Origin of the sequence: Neptuniibacter sp. 2_MG-2023 (genome assembly GCF_030547495.1) — a bacterium.
Classification (GTDB): Bacteria; Pseudomonadota; Gammaproteobacteria; order Pseudomonadales; family Balneatricaceae; genus Neptuniibacter.
In genome coordinates this window covers 1-24,354 of record NZ_JAUOQC010000022.1, presented here as the reverse complement: position 1 = coordinate 24,354, position 24,354 = coordinate 1, and the positions used below count along the sequence as shown (strand labels likewise).

The 24,354-nt window shown below is 43.2% G+C and carries 25 protein-coding genes; 11 read left to right on the top strand and 14 right to left on the bottom strand.

Going from position 1 to position 24,354, the window contains the following annotated elements:
• Nucleotides 1-3 precede the first annotated feature (3 nt).
• The gene (gene rpmB, locus Q4486_RS15225; RefSeq protein ID WP_067869297.1) at nt 4-240 is read right to left on the bottom strand and encodes a 50S ribosomal protein L28; all 237 of its coding nucleotides are present in this window, start codon (nt 238-240) and stop codon (nt 4-6) included.
• A gap of 251 nt (nt 241-491) precedes the next feature.
• On the bottom strand, nt 492-1,166 hold the full coding sequence (gene radC / locus Q4486_RS15220) for a DNA repair protein RadC (RefSeq protein WP_303520011.1): 675 nt from the start codon (nt 1,164-1,166) through the stop codon (nt 492-494).
• A 169-nt stretch (nt 1,167-1,335) separates the two neighbouring features.
• On the opposite strand from radC, the gene coaBC reads away from it, so the two are divergent.
• The 5 genes from coaBC to Q4486_RS15195 all read left to right on the top strand — a co-directional run bounded on the left by coaBC (nt 1,336) and on the right by Q4486_RS15195 (nt 6,421).
• Complete coding sequence (gene coaBC / locus Q4486_RS15215; protein ID WP_303520009.1) at nt 1,336-2,544, top strand: bifunctional phosphopantothenoylcysteine decarboxylase/phosphopantothenate--cysteine ligase CoaBC; 1,209 nt, start codon at nt 1,336-1,338, stop codon at nt 2,542-2,544.
• A 49-nt stretch (nt 2,545-2,593) separates the two neighbouring features.
• Nucleotides 2,594-3,982, top strand: a complete 1,389-nt coding sequence (locus tag Q4486_RS15210; RefSeq protein WP_303520007.1) for a phosphomannomutase/phosphoglucomutase — start codon at nt 2,594-2,596, stop codon at nt 3,980-3,982.
• Between the two features lie 66 nt (nt 3,983-4,048).
• Nucleotides 4,049-4,948, top strand: coding sequence for an acetylglutamate kinase (gene argB / locus Q4486_RS15205; protein ID WP_303419623.1), 900 nt, complete (start codon nt 4,049-4,051; stop codon nt 4,946-4,948).
• A 10-nt stretch (nt 4,949-4,958) separates the two neighbouring features.
• Nucleotides 4,959-5,552: a nucleoid occlusion factor SlmA gene (slmA, locus tag Q4486_RS15200; protein ID WP_067869308.1), complete on the top strand. Its 594-nt coding sequence runs from the start codon at nt 4,959-4,961 to the stop codon at nt 5,550-5,552.
• A gap of 83 nt (nt 5,553-5,635) precedes the next feature.
• Nucleotides 5,636-6,421 (top strand): sulfite exporter TauE/SafE family protein, encoded by a 786-nt coding sequence (locus Q4486_RS15195; RefSeq protein WP_303520003.1) that lies wholly within the window; start codon nt 5,636-5,638, stop codon nt 6,419-6,421.
• Here Q4486_RS15195 and Q4486_RS15190 read toward each other — a convergent pair.
• The 4 genes from Q4486_RS15190 to gpmI are packed head-to-tail and all read right to left on the bottom strand — an operon-like array spanning nt 6,408 to nt 11,337.
• The gene (locus Q4486_RS15190) at nt 6,408-7,262 is read right to left on the bottom strand and encodes a divergent polysaccharide deacetylase family protein (protein ID WP_303520001.1); all 855 of its coding nucleotides are present in this window, start codon (nt 7,260-7,262) and stop codon (nt 6,408-6,410) included. The two genes, Q4486_RS15195 and Q4486_RS15190, sit on opposite strands and share 14 nt — an antisense overlap.
• Before the next feature lie 2 nt (nt 7,263-7,264).
• A complete protein-coding gene (locus Q4486_RS15185) occupies nt 7,265-8,572 on the bottom strand; it encodes a S41 family peptidase (RefSeq protein WP_303520000.1) in 1,308 nt (435 codons plus the stop codon).
• Between the two features lie 18 nt (nt 8,573-8,590).
• Nucleotides 8,591-9,733 carry a murein hydrolase activator EnvC gene (locus Q4486_RS15180; RefSeq protein ID WP_303519998.1) on the bottom strand — a complete coding sequence of 381 codons (1,143 nt, stop codon included), beginning with the start codon at nt 9,731-9,733 and terminating at the stop codon, nt 8,591-8,593.
• A 53-nt stretch (nt 9,734-9,786) separates the two neighbouring features.
• Entirely contained in the window at nt 9,787-11,337 is a 1,551-nt protein-coding gene (gpmI, locus tag Q4486_RS15175) for a 2,3-bisphosphoglycerate-independent phosphoglycerate mutase (protein ID WP_303519996.1), read from the bottom strand.
• A gap of 239 nt (nt 11,338-11,576) precedes the next feature.
• On the opposite strand from gpmI, the gene Q4486_RS15170 reads away from it, so the two are divergent.
• Genes Q4486_RS15170 through secB form a run of 3 tightly spaced genes read left to right on the top strand, consistent with a single transcriptional unit; the run spans nt 11,577 to nt 12,761 of the window.
• Entirely contained in the window at nt 11,577-11,996 is a 420-nt protein-coding gene (locus Q4486_RS15170; protein WP_303419609.1) for a rhodanese-like domain-containing protein, read from the top strand.
• A 1-nt stretch (nt 11,997) separates the two neighbouring features.
• Nucleotides 11,998-12,255 (top strand): glutaredoxin 3, encoded by a 258-nt coding sequence (gene grxC / locus Q4486_RS15165; protein ID WP_067869325.1) that lies wholly within the window; start codon nt 11,998-12,000, stop codon nt 12,253-12,255.
• Between the two features lie 23 nt (nt 12,256-12,278).
• Nucleotides 12,279-12,761, top strand: coding sequence for a protein-export chaperone SecB (secB, locus tag Q4486_RS15160; protein ID WP_303419605.1), 483 nt, complete (start codon nt 12,279-12,281; stop codon nt 12,759-12,761).
• Between the two features lie 97 nt (nt 12,762-12,858).
• Here the strand turns inward: secB and Q4486_RS15155 are convergent, their stop codons facing one another.
• From Q4486_RS15155 to glnA, 6 genes are all read right to left on the bottom strand, one after another.
• On the bottom strand, nt 12,859-13,737 hold the full coding sequence (locus tag Q4486_RS15155) for a M14 family zinc carboxypeptidase (RefSeq protein WP_303419603.1): 879 nt from the start codon (nt 13,735-13,737) through the stop codon (nt 12,859-12,861).
• A 54-nt stretch (nt 13,738-13,791) separates the two neighbouring features.
• Entirely contained in the window at nt 13,792-14,124 is a 333-nt protein-coding gene (locus tag Q4486_RS15150) for a hypothetical protein (protein WP_303419601.1), read from the bottom strand.
• Nucleotides 14,125-14,166: 42 nt separating this feature from the next.
• Nucleotides 14,167-14,697 (bottom strand): tRNA (uridine(34)/cytosine(34)/5-carboxymethylaminomethyluridine(34)-2'-O)-methyltransferase TrmL, encoded by a 531-nt coding sequence (gene trmL, locus Q4486_RS15145; RefSeq protein ID WP_303419599.1) that lies wholly within the window; start codon nt 14,695-14,697, stop codon nt 14,167-14,169.
• A 273-nt stretch (nt 14,698-14,970) separates the two neighbouring features.
• On the bottom strand, nt 14,971-16,407 hold the full coding sequence (gene glnG / locus Q4486_RS15140; RefSeq protein WP_303419597.1) for a nitrogen regulation protein NR(I): 1,437 nt from the start codon (nt 16,405-16,407) through the stop codon (nt 14,971-14,973).
• Nucleotides 16,391-17,473, bottom strand: a complete 1,083-nt coding sequence (glnL, locus tag Q4486_RS15135; protein ID WP_303419594.1) for a nitrogen regulation protein NR(II) — start codon at nt 17,471-17,473, stop codon at nt 16,391-16,393. The genes glnG and glnL overlap by 17 nt, the downstream gene beginning before the upstream one ends.
• 306 nt (nt 17,474-17,779) lie before the next feature.
• On the bottom strand, nt 17,780-19,186 hold the full coding sequence (gene glnA / locus Q4486_RS15130; protein WP_303419591.1) for a glutamate--ammonia ligase: 1,407 nt from the start codon (nt 19,184-19,186) through the stop codon (nt 17,780-17,782).
• Between the two features lie 453 nt (nt 19,187-19,639).
• Between glnA and typA the strand changes: the two genes are divergently transcribed.
• The 3 genes from typA (at nt 19,640) to dtd (ending at nt 22,972) form a co-directional block, all read left to right on the top strand.
• A complete protein-coding gene (gene typA, locus Q4486_RS15125; protein WP_303419588.1) occupies nt 19,640-21,445 on the top strand; it encodes a translational GTPase TypA in 1,806 nt (601 codons plus the stop codon).
• Nucleotides 21,446-21,563: 118 nt separating this feature from the next.
• Entirely contained in the window at nt 21,564-22,514 is a 951-nt protein-coding gene (gene pip, locus Q4486_RS15120) for a prolyl aminopeptidase (protein ID WP_303519995.1), read from the top strand.
• A 20-nt stretch (nt 22,515-22,534) separates the two neighbouring features.
• On the top strand, nt 22,535-22,972 hold the full coding sequence (gene dtd, locus Q4486_RS15115; protein WP_303419584.1) for a D-aminoacyl-tRNA deacylase: 438 nt from the start codon (nt 22,535-22,537) through the stop codon (nt 22,970-22,972).
• Here dtd and Q4486_RS15110 read toward each other — a convergent pair.
• Entirely contained in the window at nt 22,969-23,643 is a 675-nt protein-coding gene (locus Q4486_RS15110; RefSeq protein WP_303419581.1) for a tRNA-uridine aminocarboxypropyltransferase, read from the bottom strand. The two genes, dtd and Q4486_RS15110, sit on opposite strands and share 4 nt — an antisense overlap.
• A gap of 3 nt (nt 23,644-23,646) precedes the next feature.
• The gene (locus Q4486_RS15105) at nt 23,647-24,150 is read right to left on the bottom strand and encodes a hypothetical protein (RefSeq protein WP_303519993.1); all 504 of its coding nucleotides are present in this window, start codon (nt 24,148-24,150) and stop codon (nt 23,647-23,649) included.
• Between the last annotated feature and the right edge of the window lie 204 nt (nt 24,151-24,354).

Here is a 24,354-nt window from a genome sequence, read left to right as displayed (position 1 = left end):
TCCTTATACTTTAATGCCGTTGGCACGAACATCAGCAAGAACTGCGTCGATACCTTTTTTGTCGATAATACGCATACCTTTAGCAGATACACGGATACGAACAAATTTCTGCTCGCTCTCTACCCAAAAACGATGCCAATGCAGGTTTGGAAGAAAACGGCGACGAGTTTTACGCTGTGAGTGGGAAACATTGTTCCCTGTAACTGGGCGTTTACCAGTTACCATACAAACTTTAGACATATTAATAGCCTTATAAATTAATGGTTACGTATCTACCCTTAATATTTATCAAAATAGCCTTCGTACTTTTACTGAAAGTAGCCACATAGTGACATTTCAAGCACCTTGGATATATCTGCACTCATCAGATTCCAAGCTATTCCTTAGGCGGAGCGTCCCGTAACTGAACAAACTACCGTACCGGAGTGTGGATAGAAGGTCGCGCATTATACACAAGGAATACTCTTAGCACTAGCTAAAACAACTTTTATTTATAGCAATCCCCGTTCAGCAAAAGAAACAACCTCTTGATCACCTACAATCATATGATCGATAACGCGTACATCGATCATATCCAGGGCCTTTACTAAACGATCAGTTATTTGCTGATCGGCCATACTCGGCTCTGCAACACCCGAAGGATGATTATGCGCCAACACAACTGCAGCCGCATTATTAGCAAGAGATCTAGCCACGACCTCGCGAGGATAAACAGCAGCTGCATTAATTGTCCCTAGAAACAATATTTCAAAATTAATCACCTGATGCTTATTATCCAAAAAAAGGCATGCAAACATCTCCCTCGATTGGTGGCGCAGCTTTAAACTCAAGTATTCTCTAACTTGCTGAGGATTTTCCATAGCATTGCCACGTGCCATCGCAGAACGAAGATGCCTTCGACTCATCTCCAGTACTGCCTGCAACTGCACATATTTAGCCACGCCTAAACCATGCGCCGCACAAAAAGCTTGCTGCTCACTTTCCAGCAACACTCGAAGTGAACCAAAACTATTTAAAAGATCCCTCGCCAAATCAACTGCGCTTTTCCCCTTAACCCCCGTGCGCAAGAAAATAGCTAACAGCTCAGCATCAGATAAAGCTGAAGCGCCCTGCTGTAATAATTTCTCCCTCGGCCGTTCAGACATTGGCCAATCAGTAATAGACATATTCAAACTCCTTTTTAAGACCATCAATCCTTGATGTTTTTTTTACATAAATAAGGTTTATACAATCTACGAAACTTTTACTAAAAATGGTATGGTTAGCATCAGTTTTAATAGCAAGTGTTAACAAACACTTCTTATCCAACCCTATAGATTACAGTATCCAGCAAGTATGCAGAGACTCACTAACAAACAAATCATTTTAGGTATTACCGGTGGCATAGCCGCATACAAAAGCGCCGAATTAACACGTTTACTAAAAAATGCAGGTGCCGACGTTAGGGTTGTTATGACTCCAGCAGCCACTGAATTTATTACCCCCCTAACATTACAAGCACTCTCGGGAAACACTGTACATCTTCACCTATTAAATGCTGAAGCAGAAGCCGGTATGGGCCATATAGAGTTAGCTAAATGGGCTGATTTAGTATTAATAGCACCCGGCAGCGCCAATTTTATATCCCGATTAGCTGCTGGCCAAGGTGACGACTTGCTTACCACCCTCTGTTTAGCAACAGATGCTCCTATATGTATTGCTCCAGCGATGAATCAAGCGATGTGGCGAGATGCGGGGACTCAAGCCAATACCAACTTACTAACAAAACGTGGCATAAAACTCTTCGGCCCCGGCGTTGGCGAACAAGCCTGTGGAGATAACGGTCCAGGGCGAATGTTAGAGCCGGAGGAGATAGCGAATCTGACAGCTTCACAATTCAATTCAGGCCAGTTGACCGGCAAAACTGTTTTTATCACGGCAGGCCCTACTCGCGAAGCACTTGATCCAGTACGTTACATCTCCAACCACAGTTCAGGAAAAATGGGTTACGCCTTAGCTGAAGCTGCGATTGAAGCCGGCGCTAAAGTAAAACTTATTAGCGGCCCAGTAACACTGCCAGCCCCTGAACGAGTAGAAACAGTAAAAGTAGAAAGTGCTCAAGAGATGCTAGCTGCATCCTTACAAGACTTAGCACTCTGCGATATCTTTATAGCAGCAGCCGCTGTGGCAGATTACCGTCCAACTGCCGTAGCGGAACATAAAATAAAAAAAGGCTCTGAAGAGATCATGGAGCTTCATCTGGTTAAAAACCCAGATATAGTCGCGACAATTGCAAATACAGGACCAAAACCATTTACTGTCGGCTTTGCTGCTGAAACTCAAGATGTTCTAAATTATGCACGTAGTAAGCTAGAACGGAAAAACTTAGACATGGTCATAGCAAATGACGTTTCTCGCACTGATATAGGTTTTAACAGTGATGAAAATGCCGTCACAATTGTGACTGACACCAGTGCAGAAACATTGCCGCAAACATCCAAACGTAAACTGGCCATTCAGTTAATTAACCAAATTGCGATCCAATACAACAAACATGATATTTAACTCTGTATTGGCCACATCTAATTCATTTTATGCAAATTAAAGGATTAACATGCGCTACACATTAAACGATCTTGATCATGCGATTTTTCGTGCCTACGATGTTCGTGGGATAGTTGGTACAGCCCTAACCGACAGTACTGTGTACCACTTAGGCCGAGCCTTTTCTGCCGAAGCAAAATCTCAAGGCATCAACCATATCAATGTGGCCGCAGACGGACGTTTATCCAGTCCATCACTGAAAAAAATATTCAGCGAAGGATTAATGGATGGCGGCTGCAAAGTGACCGATATTGGCTATGTCCCTACACCGACTTTGTACTATTCAGCCTATCAAGATGAGCAATGCACTGGCGTGATGATCACAGGCAGCCACAATCCTGCTGATTACAATGGCTTTAAAATGATGATTAATGGCCACACGCTGTCTGGCGATGACATACAAAGCCTAAAAACACGAATCATTGAACAAAACTACACTGAAGATGAAGGCTCGTTTGAAGAGCTCGATATTCGTCAACGCTATTTAGAACGTATTCTCAGCGACATTAAACTGAAGAAAAAACTTAAAGTCGTTGTCGATTGCGGTAACGGTATTCCTGGAGAGCTGGCACCACAACTTATTGAGCAACTAGGCTGTGATATTACGCCGATGTACTGCGAAGTTGATGGCACTTTCCCTAATCATCATCCAGATCCCGGCAAGCCCAAAAACCTACAAGACGCAATCGCGATGGTTAAAGAAACGGGAGCGGATCTAGGCTTAGCCTTCGATGGAGATGGCGACCGTGTAGGCGTTATCACCAACGAAGGTAATATAGTCTATCCCGATCGCGTAATGATGCTCTTCTCTGAAGAGATCATTAAACGTAATCCGGGTGCAGAGATTATCTTTGATGTGAAGTGTTCACGTCTACTTGCCAAAGTCATCGAAGAAGCCGGTGGCAAAGCCACTATGTGGCGAACAGGCCACTCCTTAATTAAACAAAAAATCAAGGAATCTGGCGCACTCTTGGGCGGCGAGATGAGTGGACACATTTTCTTTAAAGAGCGTTGGTATGGTTTCGATGATGCTCTATACAGCGCTGCCCGCCTCTTAGAAATTCTTACAAATACAGATAAAACAGCCGAACAGCTTTTTACTCAATACCCGGAAGATATAAGCACCCCAGAGCTAAACATTACCGTAACGGATGAGGACAAATTCGATATAGTTAAAGCCCTGCAAGAGAAAACATTCTCCGGTGGGATCGCTAACCACATTGATGGGGTTCGAGTTGACTACCCTGATGGCTGGGGTCTTGTGCGTGCATCAAACACTACACCAGTTTTAGTCCTTCGCTTTGAAGCAGAAACTGAAAAAGTATTACAAAGAATAAGAAATGAGTTTGAACAGAAGCTGCATGAAGTAGACAGCAGCCTCGTCATTCCTCATGAATAAATGACAGCTACGGTCGGTACTACGCTTGTAGTACTGGCCGTATTTAACCGTTTTTAAGGACCAACTATGCCTCTTACACGCAAAGAAGCCATGACAACCGCTCATGTTCTTAGTGAAGCAATGCCCTACATTCAGCGCTTCGTGGGAAAAACCATCATCATTAAATATGGTGGTAATGCCATGATCGACGAAAAGCTACAAAACAGCTTTGCTCGCGATATAGTAATGATGAAACTTATAGGCATAAACCCCATCGTAGTCCACGGTGGAGGCCCGCAGATTGGCGAATTACTTAATGACCTAAACATTGAGTCTCACTTTATTAACGGCATGCGCGTCACCGACTCCAAAACGATGGATGTTGTTGAAATGGTATTAGGCGGTGCAGTTAATAAACAGATCGTCGGACTTATTAATAACAATGGAGGTCAAGCGATCGGCTTAACCGGTAAAGACGGTAAACTCCTACAAGCCAAAAAATTGCGTATAGAACACAAAACACCTGATATGGAAGTCCCAGAGATCATCGACATTGGTCACGTAGGTGAAGTATCTAGCGTGAACGTAAGTGTTTTAGATATGCTGGTAAACTCCAATATTATTCCCGTTATTGCCCCTATTGGAGTAGGCTCAGACGGCGCCTCTTATAATATCAACGCCGACTTAGTTGCAGGAAAAGTTGCCGAAGTCATGCAAGCAGAAAAACTAATTCTGCTAACCAATATCGCAGGCTTAATGGATAAAGATGGCAACATCCTTACCGGTTTAACTACCCACGAAGTCGATGAACTAATCAACGATGGTACTATCTATGGCGGCATGTTACCTAAAATCGGCTGCGCACTCAGCGCAGTAAAAAATGGCGTAACAAGCGCACATATTATTGATGGCCGAGTAGAGCACTCATGCATGTTAGAGATTTTCACCGATGAAGGTGTTGGTACATTGATTACCAATCGTGGTTAGAGGCAAGACAATGAACGACAACGAAAAACTTTCTCGACGTGAGCAGATATTGCAATCACTGGCTCACATGCTTGAAAGCCCAGGACAAAAAATAACAACCGCCGCACTAGCCAAAGAAGTAGGCGTGTCTGAAGCTGCGCTCTATAGGCACTTCCCAAGCAAAGCACGTATGTTTGAGGGATTAATTGGCTTTATTGAAGAAACTGTCTTCAGTCGTGTAACGGTGATTACACAGGTTGAGCCTGACGGCATAAAGCAATGCGAGCAAGTACTTACACTTACGCTAGCCTTCGTAGAACGAAACCCTGGCATGGCGCGTATTTTAACGGGTGAAGCACTTGCAGGTGAAACAGACCGGCTGCGTCAACGTATTAACCAGTTTTTTGAACGATTAGAAACTCAACTTAAGCAGATTCTACGTGAAGCAGAAGCCAAACATGGTTTACGCACAAAAACGACCGCAGGTGCGTCAGCTAATCTAATGCTATCTACAACAGAAGGTAGAATTAGACAGTTTGTCCGGAGTGATTTCCGTAAAAAGCCTACCGAACAATGGCAAGAGCAATGGCCTCGCCTAGCTGAAGGCATTTTTCGCCAAGCTTAATGACTAAAAAGCTAAAGGGAGATCGCTATCTCCCTTTTTTATTCCAGTTAGCGCTCGACCCTATCTTAGAATAAACATATTTCATGGACATACTTTTAGAACAAAGCACTCTGCTGCTCCTCTCTTTAGTGGCCAACACTCTGTCAGCCATGGCCGGCGGAGGCGCAGGGCTACTCCAGCTCCCCGTCCTGCTTTTTTTAGGACTTAGCTTTAGCACAGCACTCGCCACTCACAAAATAGCCAGTGTCGCTTTAGGTATAGGTGCAACGCTGCGTCATATGAAAGAGGGACATTTAGATTATCGTTTCTGTGGATATATTCTTTTATGCGGCTTACCCGGCGTAATACTTGGGGCAGACATAATCTTAAGAATTCCTGAAGGCTGGACTATTCTCAGCCTAGGCATTCTAACAACAGGCTTAGGCATCTATTCCCTACTGCAAAAATCTTTAGGGCTGACTGAAGAGCCCCGAAATAGAAACCGCCGAGGCATGATTATTGGTGGCTTAGTCCTTTTCATTATCGGCGCGCTAAACGGCTCGCTAACCTCCGGAACAGGACTTTTTGTCACAATCTGGTTAGTGCGCTGGTTCGGCCTAGAATACAAAACAGCGGTAACTTACGTTCTGATATTAGTCGGCCTTTTCTGGAACTCTACTGGTGCACTTACGGTTTCGCTCCAGCAAGCTCCCCGCTGGGATTGGCTTGCCGCACTGCTTATAGGCGCAACAGCAGGCTCATACTTAGGAGCGCATTTAGCCATTACCCAAGGAAACAAACTGGTAAAGCGAGCATTTGAAGCACTGACGATGCTCGTAGGCATCAAGCTCATCGTAGATGGCACGTCAATTCTTTCTAATGTTTTATAGCGACAGGCATAGACACACAATGCCCCTCTTTACTATCGCAAGGTTGATCAACCTTGGGCGGACTGATCATTAGGCGTGTTTGGGAGCGTAAGCTCAAAAGTTCAGAAGCAGAAACTAATTTAATATTTAACTCTGCCAAGATCGGAATAACTTCAGATAAGTAAGCGATAGTTTCAGGGTAAGGATGACCTATGACAACAGCATGGCCCTGTGTAACAGCTAAGCTCAAGGCCTGCTTAAACTGGTTATGAATATAAGCACGATGAGGCTGATTATCTAAAAAAACATCCCTAATCAAATAGGGAATCTTATATTCATGAGCAAGCTTCCAAGCTACTGTATTAGGCGTTGTTAAACTATCGATAAAAAACATATTCCTTTCACGTATAACCGACATAACAATATCCATTCTCTGTCGATCTTCCGTTAAAAGGCTACCCATATGGTTATTCATACCTACAACATGAGGTATTGAATCTAAGTCTTTATTTAAAATCTGATTCACTTGCTGCAAACTATGTTGCTGTGTCAGTGCACCCGGTCCTAAACGCAGCCCTGCCTTATTCTCCATAGGCGCATGAAGAATAACTTCTTTACCTAAACCATAAGCAGTTTGAGCCAATTCAAAAGAATAAGGGGTATGCGGAAGAAATGCATAAGTGATCTCCCCTGGCAACTTTATGGCCGCCAACCCCTTCTCTTTGTTATCCCCAATATCATCAATAATAATAACCATAACGGGGTCTTCATTAGTAAATACTTGATTCGCTACCACATTGCTGACAAAACCTATAGGCGATGTCAGCAAAAACAGAACCAATAATTTATTAACGAAGCCCATCATTACTTCTGGACGATCACTAGAGCTTTTAACAGATTCAGCGCTTCATAAAGTTGATAATCCTGAGCTGCAAGCCCTGCCACATCAGCACCAGACTTATCAGTTTTACCCTCATCACCATTTTCTAAATGACCACTGAGATCTCTTTCTTTCAAATATTCAGGGCCATTATCCCGTAGAGTAATATCCGCATCTTTTACCTCTATATCAGGCTTAATACCTTGCGCTTGAATCGAACGCCCTGCAGGCGTGTAATAACGAGCAGTAGTCAGTTTTAGTGCACGCTCCTTGGTCAACGGCAGTACCGTTTGAACTGAACCTTTACCAAAACTAGGCAACCCCATAATAATCGCCCGTTTTTGATCTTGCAGCGCACCTGCGACAATTTCTGAAGCTGAAGCAGAGCCTCCATTAATCAATACAACCATCGGCAGATCGGGTACTAATGTATCTTGCGTTGCGCCAAAACGTTGTTCAGAATCAGGGAGTCGCCCTTTGGTATAAACAATCAACCCATCATTTAAAAAAGTATTACCAATATCAACAGCGGCCTGAAGCACGCCCCCTGGATTATTTCTCAAATCCAGAACCACCCCTTTTAGATCATTTTTCATTAAGCGCTTAAGGTGTTTATTAACCTCTTTACCTGAATCGACCTGAAACTGTGATACGCGCAAATAGGCTATATTGTCATCGAGCATCCGGCTTTTAACACTGGCAACTTGGATCACATCCCGTATTACTTCAATCTCAAGGGGTTTATCTTCCCCTTGACGCACTACAGTTAAAATTATTTTGCTACCCGGCTTGCCGCGCATTAACTCTACAGCTTTGCTTAGATCCATCCCCTGCACAGCGTGATCATCAAGCTTAGTAATTAGATCTCCCGCTTTAACTCCCGCTCTCTGTGCAGGTGTATCATCGATCGGTGTAATGACACGGACAAAACCATCTTCAATTCCAACTTCTATACCTAGGCCTCCAAACTCACCGCTTGTATGAGCTTGCAAATCTTCAAATTCGCTTGGTTCTAAATAAGCGGAATGGGGATCAAGACCAGCAATCATGCCGCGCAATGCATCTTCTAATAATTGCGCATCATCAACAGGCTCTACATAGGAAGACTTGATTCGCTGAAAAACCTCAGTGAACAACCGCAACTCATCAAGTGGCAAAACTTTTTCGGTTTTAACTTCTTCAGTATCAGGAACAGGCGCTTCGGCAGCAATGACAGATAATGACAAACATCCGCTCATAGCTATGCTTATAAGACTGTTTTTTAACCCGCCAGACATAAACACTGACTTCATAATCCATTCCCTTATCAATTATCGACTTAACCAACGCTGAGGGTTACTTGGCTTACCCTTGTAACGTATAGCAAAATAGAGCCCACTTGCTTCATGGCCACCGCTATTACCAGCAGTTGCAACAGTATCACCCACGGAAACCCAATCACCTGTTTCAAGCAGTAAACTCTGGTTGTAACCGTAAAGACTCATATAGCCAGAACCATGATCAATGATCAACACTAGACCATACCCGCGCAACCAATCCGAAAAAACAACTCGACCATGATGTATAGCCTTAACCGGCGCGGCTTCATTAGCATTGATCCATATACCATCATAACGGATATTATTACGGACAGAGCCAAAAGTCTGCTTAACCTTACCTTTTAACGGCCAAGGCAACTTACCTTTAAGCTGAGAAAACTTCTTATCATCTTTAATTAAACTCGAAAAATTAAGACTCTTCTCAATTTCACGCAGCACCGCCTGCAATCTTTTTTGGTCTAATTTGAGTTGTTTAAGCTGCTGCTCATCTGACGAAAGGGTTTTACGCAACTGCGCTAAAGTTTCTTTCCGCTGACTTCTTGATGCCCGAAGCGCAGTCACTTCGCTCTTCAATTCATCACGTTTTAAGACCATCTTCTTTTCAGTTTCGGTCAGCTCGCGCTCTGTACCACTAAGTAAAGCTAATTTTTTTGTAAACGCCTGCATATCATTACGCAGTTCATCATTTATAAAATCATAATAGCGAATCATTCGATCCAAGGTTTCCGGATCTCGCTGTGTCAGCAGCAACTGTAACCGAGCTTGATTACCCATTTTATACTGCTGAGCCACCTGCTGTTCGATCAGGTCAGCTCTCTTTTTCAGTTCTGCCTTCAGAGTATCCCTTTTCTCTTCTAAATCTTCAGCATGCTCACCTAAGCCGCTCAACTGCTTATCTAAAACCTGAATTTGGCGAGCAAGTTTACCTATAGCAACCTCACTTTTTCTCAGTTCGTCACTCAATTGACGAGACTCTCCCTCCTGCTGACGCATATTTTTTTGTAGCGAAGAGATTCGAGAGGAAAGTTGTTTAATCTGTTTTTCAGTCAAAACTTGCTTGTCAGCTGCTTGAAGAGCCGAAGCAAGTAGTCCAAAACAGACCAACGAACTAAGAAGAACGAGAACGCGCAACATATAATTTTCTAAAGAAAAAGGGATAATATTTTATCCCTTTTTTCAGTTACAACTTAAAACGATGCCAATGAATTGCCGCTCATCTCTGCAGGCTTTTCAAGATCCATCATCGCCAATATGGTCGGAGCTAAATCACATAATGCCCCATCCGATAAGGTTAAACTATTTTTCCTTGGTCCATCATAGATAAGCGCAACAGGCCAATTAGTATGGGAGGTATGAGGCTGCCCAGTCTCGGGGTTCACCATTAATTCAACATTACCATGATCTGCTGTAATTAAGGCTTCACCGCCCACCTCTTCTAAGGCTGCGAGTACTTGCTTCACACTCTCATCCACAACCTCACACGCCTTCACTGCTGCATCAAACTTGCCTGTATGCCCAACCATGTCGCCATTAGCAAAGTTACAAACGATCAGATCATATTTACCACTTTTAATCGCTTCAACCAATTTAGCAGTCACTTCAGGAGCACTCATTTCTGGCTGTAAATCATAAGTAGCAACATCGGGGGAAGGCACTAGGATACGATCTTCTCCAGGGTACTTATCCTCTTCTCCACCATTAAAGAAAAACGTTACATGCGCATACTTTTCAGTTTCAGCAATACGAAGCTGAGTTTTACCTAATCCAGATAGATATTCACCTATATCATTGGTAATTTTTTGCGGCGGATAAGCACAGTCAGCCTCAATATCGGCTGCATATTGGGTCAAAGTTACAAAGCTAGATAATTGCGGATGTTTAGCACGTTCAAAACCAGCGAAGCTACTACCTTCAGTGAACGCTCGGGTAATTTCACGTGCACGGTCGGGGCGAAAATTAGCACAAATAACCGTATCGCCATCACTAATAGCACCCACCGGCAATCCTTGCTTATCAGTAATCACTGTCGCCTGAACAAACTCATCATTTTCATCACGCGCATAAGCATCAGCTAACGCGTCTAATGCGCTCAAGGCTTTGCAAGGAGCCTTATCTGATGTCATTGCATCATAACCCAACTGCACTCGGTCCCAACGGTTATCACGGTCCATGCTGTAATAACGCCCGACTACGGAAGCTATAGCACCAACACCTAATTCAGCTAGCTTAGCCTTCGTCAGCTCAATGGATGGTTTAGCAGAACGTGGCGGCATATCACGACCATCTAAGATGGCATGTATATATACCTGCTTCGCACCACGCTTAACGGCCATCTCAGCCAAGGCTAAAATATGCTCTTCATGACTGTGTACGCCACCAGGGGACAGTAAGCCCAGAATATGCACGGCCTTATCAGCAGAGATAGCAGCGTCCATACCTTTAGTTAAAGCGCTATTATCAAAGAAATCACCATCATTTATCGCTTTAGATATGCGAGTGAAGTTTTGATAAACAATTCGCCCAGCGCCAATATTCATATGACCTACTTCAGAATTACCCATTTGGCCATCAGGTAAGCCGACCGCTAAACCTGATGTTTGAATTCTTGAGTTAGGATTATCTGATAGCAGCTTATCCCAAACAGGTGTATTCGCTGCTTGAATAGCGGACGACTCTGAACTTTCAACGCCATAACCATCAAGAATAATCAGTGCTTTCGTTGCGCGCTTTTGTGTCATATCTGCCAAATTCTGTAATTAACGATAATAAAATGGCTCATAATTTTACTGTGAAAGCCCCAACAACGCCATGAATGAACAAGAGGAAAGCAATAAATAATCAAAATTCGACACTTTCCTCTACATCTCCCCTTATACCGTCAAAAAACGCAAGGTATACTATTGCCCACTTTTAGTGGATCAATAGCATCCTTAGTTTTTTATCGGCCCTAACTTAAGTGGCCTCATCTGGATACGTAATGGACCAATTTATCGAATTTATCAGCAACCACCCTCTTATGGTTGCAGCTTGGGTTTTAACGCTAGGCATGTTCCTTTTTTATGAGCGCAGTAAATCAGGCAAGGCTGTCACTCCTGCTCAAGCAACTAGCCTCATTAATAAAGAAAATGCTGTCGTTCTAGATATTCGCCCTAAAAAAGAGTGGTCTACTGGCCATATTACTGGTGCGAAGCACATCCCTCTTGCAGATCTTGATCGCAGAATTGATGAGCTTTCCAAATACCAGCAACGCCCTGTTATAGTCGTATGCAATCTAGGCCAAGCAGCCGGTAGCGCGACGCGTAAGTTAAAAACAGCAGGGTTTGAAAATGCGGTTCGCCTATCTGGCGGTATGACTGAATGGAAGAGTCAAAGCCTTCCTATAATAAAAAGTAAATAATATGAAAGATGTAACTATCTATACAACAAAGTGGTGCCCATTTTGTATTCGCGCCAAAAAGTTACTTGAACACAAAGAGATTAACTACACAGAAATAAAAGTGGATGGCGATCAAGCTAAGCGCCAAGAGATGACCGAATTAAGCGGCGGTCGTACCGTTCCACAAATTTTCATTGGTGATACGCCTATTGGTGGCTGCGATGAAATATTTGCCCTTGAGCGCCAAGGCAAATTAGATGCATTGATAAACGCCAACTAAATATAAAACGCAAAGGAACTAACATGGCCGATAACGAACAGAACACAGCAGCACAAGAAGGACAGGGACCACAATTTGCGGTTCAGCGAGTTTACATTAAAGACGCTTCTTTTGAATCGCCTAACTCACCTGAAATTTTCATGAGCCCATGGAAGCCAGAAGTTGGTTTAGAGATGAACACCCAAACAAATCAAGTGGGTGAAAATGCATTTGAAGTTGTATTAACGCTAACAGTAACTGTTAAAAACGATGAGAAAACGGCTTTCTTGGTTGAACTACAACAAGCCGGTATCTTTGCTGTTTCAGGCTTAGGTGAGCAAGAGATGCACCATACTCTTGGCGCATTCTGCCCTAGCATTCTATTCCCTTATGCACGTGAAGCTATCGATGCAATGGTTATCAAAGCCAGCTTCCCTGCACTAATGCTAGCACCTGTTAACTTTGATGCTTTATATGCTCAACAGATGGCTCAAGCACAGCAAGAAGCATCTGAAGCGCAGCACTAAGTTTTAGCACGCTTAAAAAAAAGAGCCTAATTGTAAAATTACGGCTCTTTTTTTATATCTAACAAAATAGTACCTAGCAGTATCATCAGTCCCGCTCTTACAATCCAATCTCACCCTTGGCTGTTGCGACAGCTGCTGCTTTACGCTTAACTTTATAATTAAGCCAACCCACAAGATCTGTCCACATTTTATCTATATCTTTTTTCTTCGGCATAATCCCTGCGTAAGGAAGCTCAATAGTCACGACTGGAATATTTTTCACAAACCAACCATAGTTACCTAAAGAACCCGGATAAGTACCCAACTGACGCAAGTGCAAAGGCCCTAGCTTTCTCGGCGGTTGAATTCCACCATCAAAATCAAGAATACCGTGAGGTGCATGTACCGACACAATGACTGTAGGTTTATAACTATCAATAAGCTCATGTATCACACGACTCTCTGGCTCACTTAAAGGCTGATGCCCCGGATAGTAACGTAGTCGCTTTTTAGCTTGCTTTTGCCAATGCACTAAGGGTTCTGGGAATTCTGGTGCCGGTAAAAAATTACGATTTAAATCGACTTTATTGGCATTCACTCGGGTAGATTTACGCTGCAATAAACCATCAGGATTAAGGACAGGTAAAAAATACCAATCAAACTTACCACTATGATGTTTATGAAGCGTATTCAGCCATTTAAAGGTGACACTCACACTGGAATATTCATCTCCATGAATCCCGCCAATAAATAAAATACGAGGTGCACCTTCATTCCCATCACGGGCAGGAAAATGAGTTTCTAAGATCGCATGGCCGTTAACGGAAAAATAACGAGGCTCATTATATTGATGACTTAAGCACTCCTTCTCAGAAACACTTGCCAATTTACGCCCCACCGCTTGGCACAGGCTTTTAACATCATCATTAACTGCCGCCACCGGTAATGGGACACACAGTATTATTAGCGTAAAAAAAGATAGGATGCGTTTTATCATGAAAAAACCCAGCAGCACTCAACTATTGCTTATAAATTGGCCAAATTTCGCATTTTAACATGATTTTAAAGAAAGACTTTGAAGAATCTCTTCCGCTTTACCCGCGTCAATCACACCCTGCATAGCCGTCGCTGCAATAGGTACGATACTAACTAAAGCGGTAGCAGGTATATCTATCCGCTCATCACCGCTAATGTCTATCTGATCCGATAGAACAACAATAGGAAATACCTGATTTTGAATAGCCATGATATTAATCTGTTGCTCAGCAGTGCCCAGTATTGAAATATCGCGGTTACGATAATCGAGCAGACCAAGACGAAAAACCTGACCTTCGCACTCAGCCATATAAGACTCAATTTTAGTAAAAATAAAAGCATGCTGCATAGAGCAACTCCACCCAAGACTGTATAAAACAACTATAGCTGATTAAGCGTCCACGGCACCGGAAAAACCTAACTGACGCCAAGCCTCATATACAACTACAGCACAGGCATTAGACAGGTTAAGACTACGACTGTCAGCCATCATTGGCAGTTTAATCCACTGATCTGCTGGTAAGGATTCACGCACATCAACAGGTAAGCCTCGAGTTTCTGGCCCAAGTAACAGCACATCCCCTTCAGCAAAGTCTGCATCCACATGCGTACGACTGCCTTTAGTCGTCAGCGCCCACACTTTTCGCGGTTGAATCTCAGCCAAGCAGCTTTCAAGATCTTTATGAACCTTCAATGCCGCAAACTCATGATAATCCAAGCCCGCGCGACGTAAACGCTTATCATCAATATCAAACCCTAAAGGCTCAACTAGATGAAGGTTACAACCTGTATTAGCGCACAAACGGATAATATTGCCTGTATTCGGCGGAATTTCCGGTTCAAAAAGTACAACATGTAAACCGATTGTACGATGCTGAGGATCTATATCGGATATGCTGGCCGAACTGTTTTCATTAGACATGTTGTAACTCTAAAATTTTAATTAAGAACCCAGCCCTAGTGTAGCGTTAGACAAAGACAGGAGCCATCTCGAATACATATGTTTCAACTGCCCTAACTGATAAAAAAGTGCTCTACGCCATTCGGACCATTCATTTCAAATGAGTAGCAGAATATCAATCTATTACTTCAGGGGAACAAACTGCAATATCAAACATAAAAAAATCCCCGCAACAATTAAGGTGCAGGGATTATATAGAAAACTACGAATGAGATAAGTGTTTATGCAGAGCGCCTAAGCCGCACTCTCTTGAGAGTCACCTTTCTCATCATCCATACCAAGCTCTTTAATTTTACGAGTTAAGGTATTACGCCCCCAACCGAGTAGCTCTGAGGCATCTCGTCGACGTCCTGCAGTATGCTTCAAGGCAGTCTCTATCATGATTTTTTCAAATGCAGGAACGGCTGAATCTAACAAATTCCGCTGCCCTAGACTGAGCTGCTGATCCGCCCAATTCCTCAACGACTGCTCCCAATTACTTCCAGCAATTGGCTCTCCGCCCGCCTGCTCCATTAGTTCTGGCGGCAGATCATCAATCAATACTTCGCGACCTGTTGCCATAACCGTTAACCAACGGCAAGTATTTTCAAGCTGCCTAACATTACCTGGCCAAGCAAGATTACATATATAGCTTTCTGTATCAGCATTCAGGATTTTAGGCTCTACACTTAGCTCTTCAGCAGAGGTTTTTAAGAAATGCCTCGCTAAACGAGGAATATCTTCTCTACGCTGGGACAAGGTAGGCAGATGAACACGGATCACATTTAGGCGATGGAATAGATCTTCACGGAAACGCCCTTCTTCAACTAGCTTTTCCAGATTCTGATGTGTCGCAGCGATAATACGTACATCAACTTTTACTGCGGTATGGCCACCTACACGATAAAACTCACTATCAGCTAATACTCGCAACAATCGAGTTTGCGCATCTGCTGGCATATCACCGATCTCATCCAGAAACAGCGTGCCACCATCCGCCTGTTCAAAACGCCCACGGCGTGCTGCAGCTGCACCAGTAAAAGCCCCTTTTTCATGACCAAACAACTCTGATTCAATAAGATCATGAGGAATAGCGGCCATATTTAAAGGTATAAAAGGTCGCTCTCTTCTTGGACTATGCTTGTGCAAAGCATGGGCTACCAATTCTTTACCTGTACCCGATTCACCATTAATAAGAACCGTAATATTTGATTGTGACAATCGCCCAATAGCACGAAAGACTTCCTGCATTGCAGGCGCCTCTCCAATTATTTCCGTATTATCTTCTAATACCTGCTCCGCAACTTGCTGGCGTTGCTCTATCGCATGAGCAAGTGCTCGTTTCGCCAATGCAACGGCATCATCTACATCAAATGGTTTTGGTAGATATTCAAAGGCACCACCTTGATAGGAAGCGACAGCTGACTCTAAATCCGAATGTGCAGTCATAATAATGATAGGCACTTCTGGATGACTTTCTTGGATACGCTCTAGCATCTGCAAGCCATCCGTTCCAGGCATACGAATATCACTAATGATCGCATCCGGTGTATCTTTACTTAATCTTGATAGTAGAGAATCCGCAGTTTCAAAAGCTTCAGTGTACAAACCCTCGGCAGATAACGCTTTCTCTAGGACCCAACGAATAGACCTATCATCATCAACAATCCAAATTTTACATGGTAGATTCATTGTTAAGCTCCAAAGGGATTAATAGTTGAAATCTGGTTTCACCAGGGCGTGTTTCACATTCAATTAGCCCTTGATGCTGATTAATAATTGACTGAGCAATTGATAACCCAAGCCCCGTTCCTTCAGCGCGCCCACTCACCATGGGATAAAATATTTTACTGAGGATCTCTTCCGGAATACCGGGACCATTATCAATAATTTCGACACTACAAACCAAACGGTGCTTCTCAGCACCTAAGGTTACTTGACGAAAAGCACGCGTTCTAATTTTGATGGTAGGCACATCCACATCTGCGCTTTGTATTGCCTGCATGCTGTTACGCAGAATATTAAGCATAGCTTGAATTAACTGCTCCGCATCGCCCGTAAATTCTGGAATACTTGGATCGTAATCCCGCTGAAGGAGAATCTCACCTTTAGTTTCAGCTTCAATTAGGTGACAAACCCTTTCTAAAATAGCGTGAATATTAATCATCTTCATATTAGGGAGTTTTCGCGGCCCCAATAGACGATCGACTAGATTACGAAGCCTATCGGCTTCTTCAATAATGACATGGGTATAATCATGTAGACTAGGATCATGAAGCTCACGTTCAAGTAGCTGTGCAGCACCACGAATCCCCCCTAAAGGGTTTTTAATTTCATGTGCCAGCCCTCGCACTAGAGAGCGAGCTGTATCATGTTGAGTCAGAAGGTCTTCCTCCCTCTCAATACGCATCAAGCGATCTCTTGACTCAATTTCGATTAGCAATTGCTGCCCTTCAGGCGTAATCAAGGGATTGATACTATAATCCACAGTGAGTGTTGCACCACTTAAAGTAACAATTTTCGCTTCTCTATGGGTATATGGATGGCCTGTCGCTAAACACTCTTGTAAATCCTTCTGCTCCACCGTACACAAAGAAAACCATTCAGCTATATTAAGTTGGCTCAAACGGCGCATGCTTGCTTCCAACAGCATTTCAGCCGCCGGATTCGCATATTCAACCACCATACTTTCATCCAACAAAACAACTGCGGTGGATAGGTTTTCCAAAATCTGTTTATGTAACTCTATTTTTGCCATTAGCCTGCACTCAATATCCGTAAGGTTACTACTGCAAAAAGCAAACCAATTTGAATTAATACAAAAAAATAGCCGCAGGACGCACCATTACTATATCTAAATCATTATAAGTCTAGCCTAGATAATGCAACACGCACTACATTAGTGCAAACAAATATACTGAGTCATTTTCGCCTACACTCACCACTCCTTCAGTCACCTTTATCAAAAGCCTCTCCCATAAAAATGCTCTACAAAAGACTCCGCCAAAAAGCCAGAAACAAAAAAGCCTCCACAAGGGAGGCTTTTTTTCAGCAATTATTTAACTTATACAGAGTAATATAGGTCAAATTCAACTGGGTGAGTTGTCATGTTCACTTTCTCAACTTCTTCACGCTTAAGCGCGATAAAAGCATCAATCATGTCATCAGTAAACACGTTGCCTTTAGTCAAGAATTCACGATCTTCATCCAAAGCGTTAAGCGCTTCTTCTAAAGAGCTAGCAACTGTTGGAATCTCAGCAGCTTCTTCTGCCGGTAGATCATATAGATCTTTATCTGCAGCATCGCCAGGGTGAATCTTATTCTGGATACCGTCTAGGCCAGCCATCATCAATGCAGCAAAACATAAGTATGGGTTAGCAGATGGATCAGGGAAACGTGTTTCTACACGACGTGCTTTTGGATTTGTCACGTAAGGAATACGGATAGACGCAGAACGGTTACGTGCAGAGTACGCAAGCATTACAGGCGCTTCAAAACCAGGCACTAAGCGCTTGTAGGCGTTAGTTGATGAGTTAGTCAACGCATTCAACGCTCTAGCGTGCTTGATAATACCGCCAATGTAGTAAAGCGACATTTCGCTCATGCCCGCATAGGCATCACCAGCAAACAAGTTAACGCCATCTTTTGAAAGAGACATATGAACGTGCATACCAGAACCATTATCACCAACAAGTGGCTTAGGCATAAATGTAGCTGTTTTTCCGTAAGCATGAGCAACGTTATGTACACAATACTTAAGAATCTGCACTTCATCAGCTTTAGCTGTAAGCGTGTTTGGACCTACACCAATTTCACACTGGCCCGCTGTCGCTACTTCATGGTGATGTACTTCAATATGAAGATCCATTGCTTCCATCGCGTCACACATAGCGCCACGTAAATCATGCAAGGAATCGATTGGAGGTACTGGGAAATAACCACCTTTAACACGTGGACGGTGACCCGTGTTTCCGCCTTCAATACTATGGCTAGAAGACCAAGATGCTTCTTCAGATTCAATAGAGTATCCACAACCACTGATATCAGCGTGCCACTTAACAGCATCAAATACGAAGAATTCTGGCTCAGGACCAAACATAGCAGTGTCAGCAATACCTGTAGACTTTAGGTACTCTTCTGCACGCTTAGCAACAGAACGTGGGTCACGCTCATAGCCTTGACCTGTAGCAGGTTCAACGATATCACAACGAACAATAACAGTCGTTGCTTCAGAGAATGGATCTAGAACAGATGCACTGTCATCAGGCATAAGAATCATGTCAGATTCATTGATGCCCTTCCAACCAGAAATGGAAGAACCATCGAACATTTTGCCTTCTTCAAAGAAGTCATCACCCATGTCGGAAACTGGGATAGTAACGTGCTGCTCTTTACCATGAGAATCAGTGAAACGCATATCGATCCACTTAGCTTCGCTTTCTTTGATCAGATTCAGAGTCTTCTCTGACATGTGACTTTCTCCACTTTGTAATTACCAGGCCGATATTTAGTTCAGCCTTGAGAAATCAGAATTATAAAATCAGCGAGAATTCAAGCAAGTAATATACCAAAAAGCTACCACTATAAGCTTCCCGAAATTACTGGCATTACAGCGAAACAACCAAAAGTCAGACGCACCAAAACAAGCCGTTCGCAACACGATATGCGCCATATTGGTGCAAATAACAATTAAACTGAGCTTCCACTATGATTCTTGCTTTCACAATCATACTCCAACAGATACGCAAAAACCTAGTGCAAACACGAGTTTTAGATACAGATCCACCCAGAGATTGATGATCATCACCCCTTATTGATCCTTAAACACACTTTTAGTCTCTTTTGTCTAAGAAATATGCGGTATTTTCTGCATAAATCCGTATAATTCCGCATTCGCAAAAAAATATCTCACAGGTATACACACGTGATTGAAAAGCTAAGAAATATCGCCATCATTGCGCACGTTGACCACGGTAAAACGACTCTGGTTGACAAGCTGCTTTCCCAATCAGGCACATTGGGTCGTCGTGATGAAGGTACTGAGCGCATCATGGACTCCAATGATCAGGAGAAAGAGCGCGGCATTACCATTCTGGCAAAAAATACAGCCATTAAATGGAACGACTACCGCATCAACATCGTTGATACTCCTGGACACGCAGATTTCGGTGGAGAAGTTGAACGCGTACTTTCCATGGTTGACTGTGTATGCCTTTTGGTAGACGCGGTAGATGGCCCAATGCCACAAACTCGCTTTGTAACACAAAAGGCATTTGACCAAGGTCTTCGCCCTATTGTTGTTATCAACAAGATCGATCGCCCCGGTGCACGTCCAGACTGGGTTGTAGATCAAGTATTTGATCTATTTGATAGCCTTGGCGCTACAGATGAACAACTTGATTTCCCCATTGTTTACGCATCAGCACTAAACGGTATTGCAGGCCTTGAGCCTGACGCAATGGCCGATGACATGACGCCTTTATTTGAAGCGGTTGTTGAACATGTTAACCCACCTAAGGTTGACATTGACGGCCCTCTGCAAATGCAGGTTTCAGCCCTAGACTACAACAGCTATCTTGGCGTTATAGGTATAGGCCGCGTTTCCCGAGGTACCATCAAGATCAATACACAAGTTAAAGTGATCGATCGTGAAGGTAAAATACGCAGCGGACGCATTCTAAAAATCATGGGTTACCATGGACTAGAACGTGTAGATGTTGAAAGCGCTACAGCAGGCGATATCATCTGCGTAACAGGTATTGATGAACTAAACATCTCAGATACCTTATGCGATCCAGATCAAGTTGAAGCGTTGCCAGCACTAAGCGTTGACGAACCAACCGTATCTATGACCTTCCAGGTAAACGATTCTCCATTTGCAGGCCAAGATGGTAAATTCGTTACTAGCCGTAACATTAAAGAACGTCTAGAACGCGAACTTATCCATAACGTTGCCCTTCGTGTTGAAGATGGCGAAACGCCAGAGAAATTCAAAGTTTCTGGCCGAGGCGAGCTACATCTATCTGTATTGATAGAAACAATGCGTCGTGAAGGCTTTGAACTAGGTGTTTCTCGACCAGAAGTAGTTCAAAAAGAGATCGATGGCGAAATCCAAGAACCCTACGAGAATGTAATGATTGATGTTGAAGATCAACATCAAGGCTCTATTATTGAAGAGCTAGGCAAACGTAGAGGCGATATGACTAACATGGAAGTAGATGGTGGACGTGTTCGTCTAACCTTTATGATTCCATCCCGTGGTCTAATTGGTTTCCGCTCTCAGTTCCTGACAATGACATCAGGAACCGGCATCATGACCTCTACATTTGACCATTACGGACCGGTAAAAGACGGTGACGTTGCAAGCCGCTCCAATGGTGTTCTTGTTTCTATGGTTACCGGTAAAGCACTTGCTTACTCCTTATGGAACCTGCAAGAGCGCGGCCGCCTCTGTGTTGAACCTAACATTGAAGTGTACGAAGGTATGCTACTAGGTATTCACAGCCGTAGTAATGACTTAGCCGTTAACCCTATTAAAGGTAAGCAGCTTACCAACGTACGTGCGTCAGGTACTGATGAAAACATCCAGCTAACTCCTCCGGTTAGATTCACGCTTGAACAAGCATTGGATTTCATCGAAGATGATGAGCTAGTTGAAGTAACACCTAACTTCATCCGCTTACGCAAAAAACTACTGAAAGAAAACGAGCGCAAACGCTCTAAAAAATAAGTAGTCCTCGCATTTAAAAGGCAGCCACATCGGCTGCCTTTTTTTTCATTTCAACGTAGATTGCCAAACCTCTCCTCTTTATACTGCTGTACATACAGCAATACACAGCGGAGACACAATGCGCACCCTGTATCCTGAAATTAGCTCCTACAATAAGCTTCATCTCCCAGTAGATGACCTTCACACCCTTTATATTGAAGAAAGCGGCAACCCTAAAGGGATTCCCGTTATTTTCATTCATGGTGGCCCTGGCGGCGGTACAAGCTCAGCGCATCGTCGATTTTTCAATCCTGAAAAGTATCGAATTATATTGTTTGATCAACGTGGTTGCGGTCGTTCAACACCCCACTCAGAGCTACATGAAAATACAACAAACAAGCTACTGGAAGATATGGAAAAGATAAGAGAGCATCTATCCATCGACCAATGGCTCCTATTTGGTGGTTCCTGGGGCTCCACGCTCAGTCTGCTGTATGCGCAAGCCTTTCCCGATAAAGTATTAGGGCTGATTTTACGCGGTATATTTTTATGTCGAAAACAAGATATCCAATGGTTCTATCAACGCGGCGCCAGCGCAATTTTCCCCGACTACTGGAAAGAGTACCAGCACCCTATCCCTACAGCTGAACGTCACGATATGCTAAGCGCGTACTATAAACGCTTAACCTCGGATAATGAGATAGCCCGCATGTCCGCAGCAAAAGCTTGGTCAATATGGGAAGGCCGCTGCTCTACAATTGACCCAAATGCAGATATTGTTGATCATTTTGGCGACCCACACTTCGCCTTAGCCATGGCTAGAATTGAAGCCCATTACTTTATTAATAACGCCTTTATTGACGAAAACCAGATTCTTAATAACTGCGAATCAATCAAAGAGATCAACACAACAATTATCCACGGTCGCTACGACATCATCTGCCCTATAGAACAAGCTCAAGCCCTCCATGATCATTTACCTAACTCAAAATTCCATATAGTTCGAGATGCAGGCCACTCCGCGTTTGAAAAAGGCATTACAGACAATTTAATTAAAACAACTGACAGTTTCGCTCTTTCTCTCGCGTAACTAAGGGATTAATAATAGAAATGAAAGCACTTATACAGCGTGTAAGTTCGGCCTCAGTCCATATCAATGACAGCTCTGTCGGCAAAATAGAACAAGGCATATTACTTTTATTAGGAATTGAAAAGGAAGATACATTCCAAGCAGCCGACAAGCTTCTACAAAAAATCTTGGCCTACCGAGTATTTTCAGATGAAGAGGGAAAGATGAACCTTAACCTTCAACAAACAGAAGGCGGGCTACTTATCGTTTCGCAATTTACCCTTGTTGCTGATACAAAAAAGGGATTACGACCAGGATTTTCGGCAGGAGCCTCGCCGCAATTAGGCGAGGAACTCTATAATTACTTTATCGAACAAGCTAAACGCTTACACCCAATCGTTGAAACTGGCCGCTTCGGTGCAGACATGCAGGTCCACTTAATAAACGACGGGCCCGTTACATTCTGGCTGGAGAGCTAATCAGCCTTCAACCTACGCAAAAAGTCTTTAGCTTCTGAATGATCATCTAAAGGCCGGTTTAGACGGGACGCTTTATAATGATCATTAAAAATAGAAAAGTACGCCGATAGTATCTCCGCCCCCTTAGTATCATTAATTTGCTGCAACATCAGTGCAGCGACCTCAGCCGTACAGAGCTGTCCATCAACAGCAGCTTTACGCAAATGATAGTTAGAGGAAGCTACCACCTCAGGCTCAATCACCGGCAGATGATCTAGATATCGACTAAGACGAAACATTCTTCTAGCTTGGCGCCAAGTACCATCCAAGACGATAAACACTGGGCGTTTTCCCTTTTTCGGCTCATACTTCACCATTCTCCCTTCATAGCCCTCCCCCTCAGGAAACACAATATAGGGATCTAACTGCTGATCTGTGATAGCACGGATCAGTTCATCAGAAGGCTCAGTTCGAGACCACTCAAAACGTTTTGTATCAGCAATACAATCCTCAATTAAACGTCCTGTATTAGTTGGCTTAAACCCCTCATTATGATGCATTAACAAAAAGAACTGAGCTTCTGACTGATAGGACATTTTAAAATCACAAATACAGACATGAGCAGCTAATAAACAGGATCGACAGCGAAGAACACGAGAGCCGCGAGCAACAAAAGGTTTTGGTGGATACATAAATTACTGCAACGTTATAGAAGAGGTAGAAACATCAGGAGTGAATAACTGATTATCCACACCCCAATCTAATGCTAAAGACCCTCGATGGATAAGATAGAGCATCTGATGTAATTCATCATACGCTAAAACACTGGCAGCAAAAGGCTCCTCATCACCAATAAAGAACAATATACGGTAACGCCCAGCTTGATGGCTTACATCCAATCGACATAATAGAGATGGGTCTTCTGCAAGCAAGTCCTCACTTTCTCGATCAACCTGCAGTCCTTGACGGGCACTATCATGATGAAACTGAGCAAGATCAGACTTAAGCTGAACCGGCGCTCCAGCAATATCACTCGATGTTTTTTCAATTAACCCTGCCGCTGCAGATAAAAGGCGTAGAACAAGCTTACGCGTTAACCAGAAATCAACTCTCTGTAGATCATTACTCAGATTACCTACCATCAAAATACGATCTTCAATATGATCATATTTAAATGTAAACGCAGCAATATTTAACATTAAGAATACTCGAATTCCATCTCAACTAAATGGATATTAAAAACATGTAATATAGAGAATGATCAGCAGACAATCATAACAAAAATCAGAACATAAACGCATCTTGCATAATACTCTGAACAAGCCAAAGCACTATAAATCTAAGCCCCAGACGCAAAAAACCCCGGCTACCTAGTAACCGGGGTTTCTCTAAATAAATGCTTG

Excerpts from the sequence above, each read along its gene's own strand:
- Q4486_RS15180 (WP_303519998.1), bottom strand. The coding sequence starts at position 9,733 with ATGTTGCGCGTTCTCGTTCTTCTTAGTTCGTTGGTCTGTTTTGGACTA.
- glnA (WP_303419591.1), bottom strand. The coding sequence starts at position 19,186 with ATGTCAGAGAAGACTCTGAATCTGATCAAAGAAAGCGAAGCTAAGTGG.
- rpmB (WP_067869297.1), bottom strand. The coding sequence starts at position 240 with ATGTCTAAAGTTTGTATGGTAACTGGTAAACGCCCAGTTACAGGGAAC.
- Q4486_RS15105 (WP_303519993.1), bottom strand. The coding sequence starts at position 24,150 with ATGTTAAATATTGCTGCGTTTACATTTAAATATGATCATATTGAAGAT.
- Q4486_RS15210 (WP_303520007.1), top strand. The coding sequence starts at position 2,594 with ATGCGCTACACATTAAACGATCTTGATCATGCGATTTTTCGTGCCTAC.
- trmL (WP_303419599.1), bottom strand. The coding sequence starts at position 14,697 with ATGTCTAATGAAAACAGTTCGGCCAGCATATCCGATATAGATCCTCAG.
- argB (WP_303419623.1), top strand. The coding sequence starts at position 4,049 with ATGCCTCTTACACGCAAAGAAGCCATGACAACCGCTCATGTTCTTAGT.
- secB (WP_303419605.1), top strand. The coding sequence starts at position 12,279 with ATGGCCGATAACGAACAGAACACAGCAGCACAAGAAGGACAGGGACCA.
- Q4486_RS15170 (WP_303419609.1), top strand. The coding sequence starts at position 11,577 with ATGGACCAATTTATCGAATTTATCAGCAACCACCCTCTTATGGTTGCA.
- glnG (WP_303419597.1), bottom strand. The coding sequence starts at position 16,407 with ATGAATCTACCATGTAAAATTTGGATTGTTGATGATGATAGGTCTATT.
- radC (WP_303520011.1), bottom strand. The coding sequence starts at position 1,166 with ATGTCTATTACTGATTGGCCAATGTCTGAACGGCCGAGGGAGAAATTA.
- Q4486_RS15185 (WP_303520000.1), bottom strand. The coding sequence starts at position 8,572 with ATGAAGTCAGTGTTTATGTCTGGCGGGTTAAAAAACAGTCTTATAAGC.
- Q4486_RS15190 (WP_303520001.1), bottom strand. The coding sequence starts at position 7,262 with ATGGGCTTCGTTAATAAATTATTGGTTCTGTTTTTGCTGACATCGCCT.
- pip (WP_303519995.1), top strand. The coding sequence starts at position 21,564 with ATGCGCACCCTGTATCCTGAAATTAGCTCCTACAATAAGCTTCATCTC.
- grxC (WP_067869325.1), top strand. The coding sequence starts at position 11,998 with ATGAAAGATGTAACTATCTATACAACAAAGTGGTGCCCATTTTGTATT.
- gpmI (WP_303519996.1), bottom strand. The coding sequence starts at position 11,337 with ATGACACAAAAGCGCGCAACGAAAGCACTGATTATTCTTGATGGTTAT.
- coaBC (WP_303520009.1), top strand. The coding sequence starts at position 1,336 with ATGCAGAGACTCACTAACAAACAAATCATTTTAGGTATTACCGGTGGC.
- Q4486_RS15110 (WP_303419581.1), bottom strand. The coding sequence starts at position 23,643 with ATGTATCCACCAAAACCTTTTGTTGCTCGCGGCTCTCGTGTTCTTCGC.
- Q4486_RS15155 (WP_303419603.1), bottom strand. The coding sequence starts at position 13,737 with ATGATAAAACGCATCCTATCTTTTTTTACGCTAATAATACTGTGTGTC.
- slmA (WP_067869308.1), top strand. The coding sequence starts at position 4,959 with ATGAACGACAACGAAAAACTTTCTCGACGTGAGCAGATATTGCAATCA.
- dtd (WP_303419584.1), top strand. The coding sequence starts at position 22,535 with ATGAAAGCACTTATACAGCGTGTAAGTTCGGCCTCAGTCCATATCAAT.
- Q4486_RS15195 (WP_303520003.1), top strand. The coding sequence starts at position 5,636 with ATGGACATACTTTTAGAACAAAGCACTCTGCTGCTCCTCTCTTTAGTG.
- glnL (WP_303419594.1), bottom strand. The coding sequence starts at position 17,473 with ATGGCAAAAATAGAGTTACATAAACAGATTTTGGAAAACCTATCCACC.
- Q4486_RS15150 (WP_303419601.1), bottom strand. The coding sequence starts at position 14,124 with ATGCAGCATGCTTTTATTTTTACTAAAATTGAGTCTTATATGGCTGAG.